10 protein-coding genes are annotated in these 9013 nt (G+C 39.1%); 7 read left to right on the forward strand and 3 right to left on the reverse strand.

From position 1 onward, the window contains the following. Nucleotides 1-325 precede the first annotated feature (325 nt). On the reverse strand, nucleotides 326-1237 hold the full coding sequence (locus tag ACH10T_RS12615; RefSeq protein WP_394809616.1) for a class I SAM-dependent methyltransferase: 912 nt from the start codon (nucleotides 1235-1237) through the stop codon (nucleotides 326-328). Nucleotides 1238-1582: 345 nt separating this feature from the next. Between ACH10T_RS12615 and ACH10T_RS12620 the strand changes: the two genes are divergently transcribed. The 4 genes from ACH10T_RS12620 to ACH10T_RS12635 all read left to right on the forward strand — a co-directional run bounded on the left by ACH10T_RS12620 (nucleotide 1583) and on the right by ACH10T_RS12635 (nucleotide 5650). Then, nucleotides 1583-1705 (forward strand): hypothetical protein, encoded by a 123-nt coding sequence (locus ACH10T_RS12620; RefSeq protein ID WP_394809617.1) that lies wholly within the window; start codon nucleotides 1583-1585, stop codon nucleotides 1703-1705. Between the two features lie 1737 nt (nucleotides 1706-3442). Beyond that, nucleotides 3443-4507 carry a glycoside hydrolase gene (locus tag ACH10T_RS12625; protein ID WP_394809618.1) on the forward strand — a complete coding sequence of 355 codons (1065 nt, stop codon included), beginning with the start codon at nucleotides 3443-3445 and terminating at the stop codon, nucleotides 4505-4507. Between the two features lie 274 nt (nucleotides 4508-4781). After that, nucleotides 4782-5171, forward strand: a complete 390-nt coding sequence (locus ACH10T_RS12630) for a hypothetical protein (RefSeq protein WP_394809619.1) — start codon at nucleotides 4782-4784, stop codon at nucleotides 5169-5171. Nucleotides 5172-5176: 5 nt separating this feature from the next. Then, entirely contained in the window at nucleotides 5177-5650 is a 474-nt protein-coding gene (locus ACH10T_RS12635; protein ID WP_394809620.1) for a hypothetical protein, read from the forward strand. 16 nt (nucleotides 5651-5666) lie between these two features. Here ACH10T_RS12635 and ACH10T_RS12640 read toward each other — a convergent pair whose 3' ends face one another. Next, a complete protein-coding gene (locus ACH10T_RS12640; protein ID WP_394809621.1) occupies nucleotides 5667-6539 on the reverse strand; it encodes an IS1 family transposase in 873 nt (290 codons plus the stop codon). Between the two features lie 133 nt (nucleotides 6540-6672). On the opposite strand from ACH10T_RS12640, the gene ACH10T_RS12645 reads away from it, so the two are divergent. The 3 genes from ACH10T_RS12645 to ACH10T_RS12655 all read left to right on the forward strand — a co-directional run bounded on the left by ACH10T_RS12645 (nucleotide 6673) and on the right by ACH10T_RS12655 (nucleotide 8577). Continuing rightward, the gene (locus tag ACH10T_RS12645) at nucleotides 6673-6972 is read left to right on the forward strand and encodes a type II toxin-antitoxin system RelE/ParE family toxin (protein WP_394809622.1); all 300 of its coding nucleotides are present in this window, start codon (nucleotides 6673-6675) and stop codon (nucleotides 6970-6972) included. A gap of 28 nt (nucleotides 6973-7000) precedes the next feature. Beyond that, nucleotides 7001-8125 carry a helix-turn-helix domain-containing protein gene (locus tag ACH10T_RS12650; protein ID WP_394809623.1) on the forward strand — a complete coding sequence of 375 codons (1125 nt, stop codon included), beginning with the start codon at nucleotides 7001-7003 and terminating at the stop codon, nucleotides 8123-8125. Between the two features lie 269 nt (nucleotides 8126-8394). Beyond that, nucleotides 8395-8577, forward strand: a complete 183-nt coding sequence (locus ACH10T_RS12655; protein WP_394809624.1) for a hypothetical protein — start codon at nucleotides 8395-8397, stop codon at nucleotides 8575-8577. Here ACH10T_RS12655 and ACH10T_RS12660 read toward each other — a convergent pair. Next, on the reverse strand, nucleotides 8574-8810 hold the full coding sequence (locus ACH10T_RS12660) for a histone H1 (RefSeq protein WP_394809625.1): 237 nt from the start codon (nucleotides 8808-8810) through the stop codon (nucleotides 8574-8576). The genes ACH10T_RS12655 and ACH10T_RS12660 overlap by 4 nt on opposite strands. Nucleotides 8811-9013: the final 203 nt, after the last annotated feature.

Genomic DNA, 9013 nt, shown 5'->3' on the forward strand with positions numbered 1-9013 from the left:
ATGGCCTGATTCTCCTAGCTGTTTCAACAAGTTATGCGAAAACTTATTATACCAATTAGGCCTGAATCGGGCCGCAGTACTTGCTCGTTAACGGGACAGTAGTGATATCACTTATAAACTGACTCGATCTATCGGTTGTGTCATTGCAAGCGTATCAATATATGTTTCAGGCAAGTTTTAGTAATTTGGGAGAAATTATATTGCAATGAGCTATATCTTAATTATCTTATTTGGTCCAAAAACTTATGATACTAGTTAGGATTGAACCGGACGTGACTCTTTCTAACTAATGGGACAGTAGTGATCCGAATTTAACTGTCAGACTTCAAAGGGGCTTGCGGTACAGGAAGATGACATTGCTACAGGCTTGCTCATTCAACAACAGATCCTGGTAGAGTGGCGCGAGTTCGAGTCCTTTCAAATCCTCCAGTCTTGTCTCCTCGTGAACTAGTTCTAACCCAGCGTCATGGAACATTGCGCGCCATTCGGGAAGCTGGATTCGGTTGATATATTGCACATCATTCTCAAAATAGCGTTTCCAGGTACGGTCTGAATAGTGCATATATTGTTTTGGAGAAACGGTGTCCGAGTAGTAGTATAGATGATCGTTCATGTCAATCTTGTGCATCGAATATCCACCCGGCTTGAGCACGTTAGCGAAGCCTTTCACGAGCGAAAGGGCGGAATCCTTATGGACATGTTCAAGCACATCAGAACTAACAACAAAATCGAAAGTTTCTTGTTCGAAGGAAGCAAGTTCTCCGCTTTTGTCAAGCACATAGGTAAAATCCAATAGTCGATACAGCTCGTCAAAGGACTGCACGGCTTTAATCTCGGGAATCAATCGCCTCGCGCGGTCGAGTTGCGTATCGTCTCCGCTTAACTTATCGAGCATTCCCTCAAGTTGAGCAATATAATCTTTCAAGGCGATAAGCTGACGATTATCCCATACGTCGCAGAGTACGGATCGGACGTCAAAGAGTAACCGAATGACAATGGCTTCCCAATGTAACCAACCAGTTCCAACTTCCAGTATTTTATCACCCTGCTTGAGAAAGCCGTAGCGATGATTCAGGTCGAGAAGGGTATTGGCGCGGTTGAAATAGCGCGGCGGCAATTGTTTGTTTGTTCTCGAACGAGCCCCTAAATTGTTCGCGATGAGTCGATAAGCGCGCTTAGTGGATGGATTGAGAGAAAACAACTTCAAGATTATCGCGACCGTAATGTATTTGAGCATGGCGATACCTCATGAGAATATTAAAAATTAAGCAATAGTCGATCAAAACCAATAGCACTAGCAAGCCGCTGAGAAACTTTCGAGATAGCCGATGCAAGGCAATAATAGGCGAAAACTAACAATCTATGCATGATAAATGTACATTCTGAGTTTTTCTTTATACCGTAGTGGCAACGCAGATAGTTTCTCAACTGCCTCTGCCAGCCCTTTTTTATAATTGACAAAAAACCCCTTTGGATCTGCTACAAATGTACTGGAAACTGGATAGGTTGTCAAAGTGAAGTAGTACCGCGGAGCTAGACAGGTTGTTAAGCTCTATTATGAACACTATAGAGGATCATGATCATGAGCAAGAAACGCAAACAATATTCCATTGACTTCACGTTTGTCATGATAGCCGCGATCGCATACCACCTGCTTGGTAGCTTTCCCTCGCGAAATCTCAACATGATGCAATATTTCCGGTAGAGTATGATTGTATGCAGGTTCTGTTCGTGACTGACAGCTCCGGCAATCAGGGTGCCTTCTGCTGTACGGGCTATCGATGTTTGGCTGCCGTACTCAAATTGTTTGGGGTCTTCTCCCCCAGCGAGACAGTACACTTGAAGTTCGTGCAATGAATAGATCTTGTCTTTATGGTTTTGTAGTTGCCGGAATACTCGCTTATACAGCAGAAAGTCTCTTTGATAGCATTCAAACAGACAGTATTGCGGCAGTTCTCTTCTGAGCTTCCGCATCAAATACCTGTAATGGCTCTGAGTCGCTTCAATGCTCATTTGGCCTTCGCCTTTTCTTCACGTGCCGGCAGTGTCGAATATTAGGTGCAATGTTCAGGATCAATAACCCAACCATCAACCGGATCGGTTTATTCGGCACATCTGTCGCAGCTATGTCATATGGGTGAAAATGATTCCTCAAATTCTAGCCACGGTATCGCTGCTGCAAGCTTCAGCAATGGATGATTGAGATCAAGCTGCATCAGCGCAAATCTGTTCTAAACAAATTCGATTGATGAATCGTACTTGTGACGTCTTAGCATTTTTAATCACCATTTCGAACAGAAATATGATGCTTTTTTAACATTTTCGGTCGATCGTAATTAATCGGATAGAGGAATATTTCTATATAACCTGGGACAGATTTAGGATATATCTCCTAAAAAGTAGGGTGGAATGTCACTTACTGTAAACGGATTAAAGACATAATATACCTCTGCCAAAGAAGGAAAAGGTGGACTGAATGATTAAGAGCAATAATCGGTAGATTTAGTATTTCTACCTTAGAAAACAAACTTATATTTATTAGGTCACAAGTAGAAAATGACTAAATACTCTGAGTTTTTCTGGTTGATTCATTAAGCTTTTCATTTAGAAAGAATTATATTTCCCTCATTCCTCAATGGCCAATAGGCCTATCTTTATAATGTATCAGTGATGCTTTTCTGGCGGTATCGCATTTTGTCTAGTTGATAGGAGCAAACAACGTTGCCCTAGGCTAGGGGCTACGCAAAGCAATGAGGCGTCCAGATTGATAGGTAATTTAATGTTTTATAAGTTATTTTTTACTTGTTATCCCCCGTTATTTTACCACGGGGAGCATTATAGTCTGTATTTTTGAAGTCAGCATAGCGCGCTGTTTTTGGTTTTCTGCACCTACCCCCGCGGTCTTGTCGCGGGGGTAGGTGCAGGGCCCGCGGAGCAAATTTATCTTATAGTGAGGTAATTTTTGGAGATAGTGTTTAATTGTAAGAATTATATTTTATCTATAACTATTATCTGGTTATAGATATATACAAAAAATAGGCAGCATCTTTTTTATGCTGTTTTGCCAAGAAAATTTGTTTCATTTTTATTTTATCTGTGGTATTTTTTCACACTTCCATTCATTTATCCTCAAATTAATCTGAAATTTAAAATACTAAATTAATTTTCAGAAAAGGAAGATTTTCACCACTTCTTTCGATTTTCAAATTCTTAAGGTAAGTAATACCAAGAAGGGTTTTATTCTAACGAGAATAGATATGTTTATTCCGTAATAGTTAAAAGATCACTTCTAACAAAAAATTTAGGAACTTATCTTCAATATTTAATAGGAGTATTCTGCATGAAAATTACTAATCCCATAAAGATCAATAATAGAACCTATCTTCCCATGGCAATGAGGCAAACGCAAAACATATTAGTTGCAATATTATTCATCATAAGCATGATTTGGACTCCCTTCGAAACAGCACATGCCGTTGTCGTTGAGCCGCCCGGATCAATCAAGTGGCATCCAGGGCACTACTATACACTTGTAGGTTCGGGTAAAAATAATCCTGCATATCTGGAGCAAGTATATAGTGAACTGAATGACACACCAGCTCTGCGCGGAATACAAGTGCGTTATAGTTGGGTAGAGCTAGAAAAATCCTATGGTGTATATGATTTTTCATCCATTGAGGAGAGACTTTCTGAACTTGCCGCGCAAAATAAACGGCTTATGATTCTATTAGAACTAAAATCATGGGGTGCTGACACAGATTTAGTGCCAGACTACGTGATCAATAATCCAATCTACGAAAATGGCATATTCGCTTTTAGTAATAATGGCAGTTCCAACATCACAGGGAACAACATCAAGCTGTGGAATCCCATGATACGAGATCGTCTGGCTGCATTAATTAGCGAATTGGGAAAACGCTTTAATTCGCATGAGTACTTTGAAGGTATCGGCTTGACCGAAACCTCTATGGGGTTTCCTATAAAACCGCAAACCAGCACTCAGAAAGATGATTATTACAGCAACCTGCTCGTATTAAACAAAAAGATGCGAGCGTCCTTCCCCAATACTATGACATTCCAGTTCGCAAACCATCCGCGTTCGTTTCTGACATCATTAGTAGGCGAGCTCAAAGGAATGGGATCGGCACTGGGTTGTCCAGATATTTTCATTGAAGATCCGGGATTAAACTTTCCAGGGGATAGATGGTCTCCACAAGGTATCTATCCATACTATAGTGAAAATTCTGGACTAATGCCTCTGGTAATTCAGGTGGAGGGTTCGAATTATGAGAATACTCGGTGGGATAATACAGGCTATCAGCCAACCGTCTCGGAACTGCTCAATTTTGCACGGCACCATCTAAAAGTCAACTACATTTTCTGGGTACGGGAACCTGCTTATCGTAAACAAGTGCTGGAAGTATTGAGCTGGAGCAAACAAAACAGCAATCCATCCGGCGGACTGCCCTCGGCCTGCCCCGAAAACTATACCACCTGCATTGACTAGTATTGAATTGCACTAATTGAAATTTAGACAATAAACAACTCCGTAGTAATTCCAATTACAGATAGAAGCAGTAATTGGAATAACCCGGCTTCTTCTGCAGGGTAACACGCTTCACGCCGATGAAACACCGGTAGCGCAGCTGGGTAGTGTCTCAGTTTGAAATAAGAGTAATTTTTTATCCATAAGAAAATTTATTAATGTCTAAGCCATACGTTATAATTCTATTCTGACATAGTGAAGAAATTATATTTTTAATAATTTTTATGGTGCTGTTATGACCGATGATAGTGAATTACAAATTCAACCTGATAGGCAGGAATCTATAAAGATACCGCATCGCAAATCGCCGTCATTTATAAGTGATCATGCCACCGGCGCAGCAATATCTGGCCCTACAAATGACGGCTTGTTTTATTTAATTTTTTATTCTGACGCTATTTCTATAAATAGTGAAACAGGACATATTGTGGAATTTACACCTGAAGAAAATGGAACCACTGAATTAATATACAAACTAACTATAGATCCAGAAGATCTTGATAATTTCAGGGAAGACAAAGCCAGGATTGCACTATCACGGCAAGCATTAATGAATTTAAGAGATTTGCTCAGTAGGCAATTATTAGATACCGACATAACTAAAGATAGTGGTATTTTCAAATAGTAAAAATGTCTCATCAAAATGACACTTATAGAAAGCCAGATCTTAGGTTGGTAACAAATAATGATGACAAATGGAAGGAATCAACAACTTCTGATACAACAGGCGGGGAAATAGGAGGAAGTGGTGGAGGAAACGGAGGTGGTAATGATATGGATAAAATAATAGCGCTATTAGAATTAAAGATATCTCATACTGATGCAAACATTAATGAAATTAAAAATAATCTAAAAACTATCGACGACAGAATTCTAACTGTTAATAGTGACTTAAATAAAGACGTCAAATGGCTAATTGCATCAGGCATGGCCGCTTTGTTTGCAGCCTACGTCCTAATAAATAACTCTATAGATAAGAATATTAGTAGTTTAGATCAAAAAATTTCATCTCAATATTCTTCTGTTAGCGATCAAATAAAAGATTTAAAAATAACAAATAACAATGGAACGGTTACAAATATAGCCTCGCCAGATAAGAAATGAAGGTTAGTTAGAGATATTATTTTGTTTTGTATTTGCCACGGCTTCTATCTTTCGATGCTTCTTTAGCATCAATCAGTGAAACAACATCATTCATAGACCAAAGCGTATTTGTAACACCTGCTGCCATTGCTGGTGTTACTTTGAGTGTCTTGTGAATGCGAACAAAGTTATAGTGCATAAAGTGCAATGCTACTGCGTGAGCTAAATTCTCAATCTTTTTGCTAAAACCATTTGTTAATCTGGTGAATCTACGCATTCCCATGCGCATTGTTAAGTTTTGACGTTCTACATAACTGGTGGAAACATGCTCGATATCTGGATTGCCAGACATTACACGTTTTTCAGAGCTGACGAATGATGCTGGGCTGTAACGTTTTTGTCCTTTGGTTTCTTCGCCGTAAATTTTAACCAGCATTGCATAATCGATGGCGCCACCAAAGAACTGCTCAACCGTATTTATATAGCAGCCATAACCATCAGTTGTTAATTGAATACGATCACTCAAGCGCATTGCCAGATCACCGATGAATGCTTCAGCATATTCATAATCACGGCGACCAACTAACCAAGAGATAGCAAGTTTTGAATCTGCATCAATAGCTGTCCAAGTGTAAACATCGCCATGACCAAGAATGCCTTTATCTGCTGGTGCCACATTCTTTTCTTTCGAGTAGCAGAATGCCCAAATCTCATCACATTGGACGCGCTTGCTTTTGATATTCACTAAATGCTCGCTCTGATATTCAGCGCAAACGATACCGGCATCAACAAGTAACTTAGTTACGGTATTAATTGAGACATCAGCTATGCGTGAGACTGAACGCATTGAGCTACCTTCTACCAGCATCGTTAGTATCATTGCGCGTTTTTCAATTGATAGTTTGTTCATTTCAACCCTCAAGCATTTTGTTCATGTTGAAATTATACACTTTTATAATTGTTAGTCAAGCATATAGTTCAGTTTAACGCTATACGTTCAGTAATGTATTTACAAATAAATATTATGTCTGTATAATCTATTTATGGAAATAGAGCTCAAAGACCAAAGCTTAGAATTAATAGAAACGGATAGAGCTGCAGAAAGCGGATTTCCGGTATCTATTATTAAATCATGCAGAAAAAAATTCGTATTTTTGAGAAGTGCAACAGACGAAAGAACTCTTAGAGAATGGAAAAGCCTACATTACGAAAAGCTGAGTGGTGATAAAGAGGGACAAAGATCAATACGGTTAAATGATCAATGGAGGCTAGTATTTGAAATAGATACAAATTGCAATCCCAACAAGATCACAGTTATTTGTATTGAAGACTATCACAAATAAATTTTGATAAAAAATTAAAGGCTTAAAGATGGACACTACTACAAAAGATAACTGGGTTCCTCACCCAGGCGAATTTATTAAAGAAGAAATAGAAGAGAGAGGATGGAGTCAACGAGACTTGGCATTTATTCTTGGTTGTCCTGAACAAGCAATAAATATGCTTGTTTCGGGGAAGCGTGGGATCAGCCCTGAAATGGCTAAAGCACTTGGGGATGCATTCTGTGTTCCTGCTGATCTTTTTTCAAATTTGCAACGCACATTTGATTTAGCTAACGCACGCGACCCTAACCCCGGGATTGCTAAACGTGCGCGCATTCAATCTCAGTACCCTGTTAGAGAGATGATAAAACGAGGCTGGTTAGAAGACACGGATGCCGTAATGTTAGAAGCGCAAATGGCAAGATTCTTTAATGTATCTAATATTAACGATGTTCCTCATCTCGATCATGCTGCAAAAAAAACTAATTACGATGAAGTGCTATCTGAACAATTGGCGTGGCTATTTCGTGTTAAACAAATAGCAAAATCTATATCTGTTACTGCAAAATACTCCGAGAAATTATTAAGGAATGCTGCAATAAAGTTAAAACATTTATTAGTTGACCCAGAGTCAATCAGAGAAATACCGCGCATGCTTTCTGAAACTGGCGTGAGATTTATACTCGTTGAATCTCTTCCAGGTTCAAAAATTGATGGCGTATGTTTTTGGTTAAATAATGAATCCCCTGTTATTGGAATGTCCTTACAAAAAGATCGCATTGATAATTTCTGGTTTGTTTTGCGGCATGAGATAGAGCATGTTTTATGCGGACATGGGAAAACCAAAGAAATTATTGACTCTGATATATTCGAGAATATAGATAACGAGATAAACGAAGAAGAACAAATAGCAAATGCTGCAGCATCAGATTTTTGTGCACCAGTAAAAGAAATGGATTCATTTGTGGCTAGAAAATCTCCATTTTTCTCAGAAAAAGATGTTCTTGCTTTCGCGAAAATTATGCAGGTACATCCTGGGTTAGTCGTGGGTCAATTACATGCTCGTACGAAGAGGTATGAATTATTTAGGAAGTACTTAGTTAAAATACGTCAATTCGCATTACAAGAATCGATAAAAGATGGATGGGGCGAACCATTTCCTGTGGATATTTAAAGGAACTACTATGAACTATGCAGAACAAATGCAAAGAATATGGAATGAATATCAAGATGCAGGAATAGGCAATACAAAAAGGGCTTTGGAAACCGCGCCCTGCTGATATAGTTTCTCAGTGTGCAGATGATCTTTCAAGAGCATTAAGAGAAGAATATAGAACTGATAAAAATGGGCGACGTTACAGATCAAAACATGCTGTAAGAATTAATTCTGGAGGCACACAATTAACATTTTGGGCAGATATAGATTCAGCCCCGAGATCTCATATGGAGAAAGCATTTGCACAGAGACGGCGACAAGTAATTGGTGATTGCTATCAGCTAAAAACAGACGTGGATTGTTATAACAATGCTCATTCATCAGAGCTTCCAATCAACTTGGTTCTTGATTTTACGATGGATGTAAAAGAAATTGATGTAATGAACGGTTTTGACGAAAAATCAGCTTAGGAGTTCTTTCTCCAACGTGCTTCAGCCGCTGTTCTTGCAATATCCGCCCGTTCTTCTGGGGTAAGCTTCTCTGCCCGAGACTTGCCACCTTTAAGACCACCAAGCCGCCCGGATTCAATGGCGGCTTTTTTCTTTTCGTCTATCTCTGGCTCTGGTTCAATCTCTCCAGTAGCTTCATCTACAATGCACTTTGCAAGTTGATTCAGATCCATATTTTTAGGTCGTTTACTCATGCTGCTATGATAGCATTGATGCAAACAAGTTCAAGATGCTATAAATTCAAACTGAGACACTACCCGCAGCTGGAACCCGGCAACGGCAAAACCCACAAGGCCTATCTAGAGCTTACTAAAAAAGTATAACTAACTGTTCTAATTGGATAGTATTTAATATTTTGGTAAAATGGTGCACATAAATATGTGAATTAACACCAAAA

The organism is Nitrosomonas sp. (assembly GCF_043753625.1).
Taxonomy (GTDB): domain Bacteria; phylum Pseudomonadota; class Gammaproteobacteria; order Burkholderiales; family Nitrosomonadaceae; genus Nitrosomonas.

Excerpts from the sequence above, each read along its gene's own strand:
- ACH10T_RS12615 (WP_394809616.1), bottom strand. The coding sequence starts at position 1,237 with ATGCTCAAATACATTACGGTCGCGATAATCTTGAAGTTGTTTTCTCTC.
- ACH10T_RS12620 (WP_394809617.1), top strand. The coding sequence starts at position 1,583 with ATGAGCAAGAAACGCAAACAATATTCCATTGACTTCACGTTTGTCATG.
- ACH10T_RS12625 (WP_394809618.1), top strand. The coding sequence starts at position 3,443 with ATGATTTGGACTCCCTTCGAAACAGCACATGCCGTTGTCGTTGAGCCG.
- ACH10T_RS12630 (WP_394809619.1), top strand. The coding sequence starts at position 4,782 with ATGACCGATGATAGTGAATTACAAATTCAACCTGATAGGCAGGAATCT.
- ACH10T_RS12635 (WP_394809620.1), top strand. The coding sequence starts at position 5,177 with ATGTCTCATCAAAATGACACTTATAGAAAGCCAGATCTTAGGTTGGTA.
- ACH10T_RS12640 (WP_394809621.1), bottom strand. The coding sequence starts at position 6,539 with ATGAACAAACTATCAATTGAAAAACGCGCAATGATACTAACGATGCTG.
- ACH10T_RS12645 (WP_394809622.1), top strand. The coding sequence starts at position 6,673 with ATGGAAATAGAGCTCAAAGACCAAAGCTTAGAATTAATAGAAACGGAT.
- ACH10T_RS12650 (WP_394809623.1), top strand. The coding sequence starts at position 7,001 with ATGGACACTACTACAAAAGATAACTGGGTTCCTCACCCAGGCGAATTT.
- ACH10T_RS12655 (WP_394809624.1), top strand. The coding sequence starts at position 8,395 with ATGGAGAAAGCATTTGCACAGAGACGGCGACAAGTAATTGGTGATTGC.
- ACH10T_RS12660 (WP_394809625.1), bottom strand. The coding sequence starts at position 8,810 with ATGAGTAAACGACCTAAAAATATGGATCTGAATCAACTTGCAAAGTGC.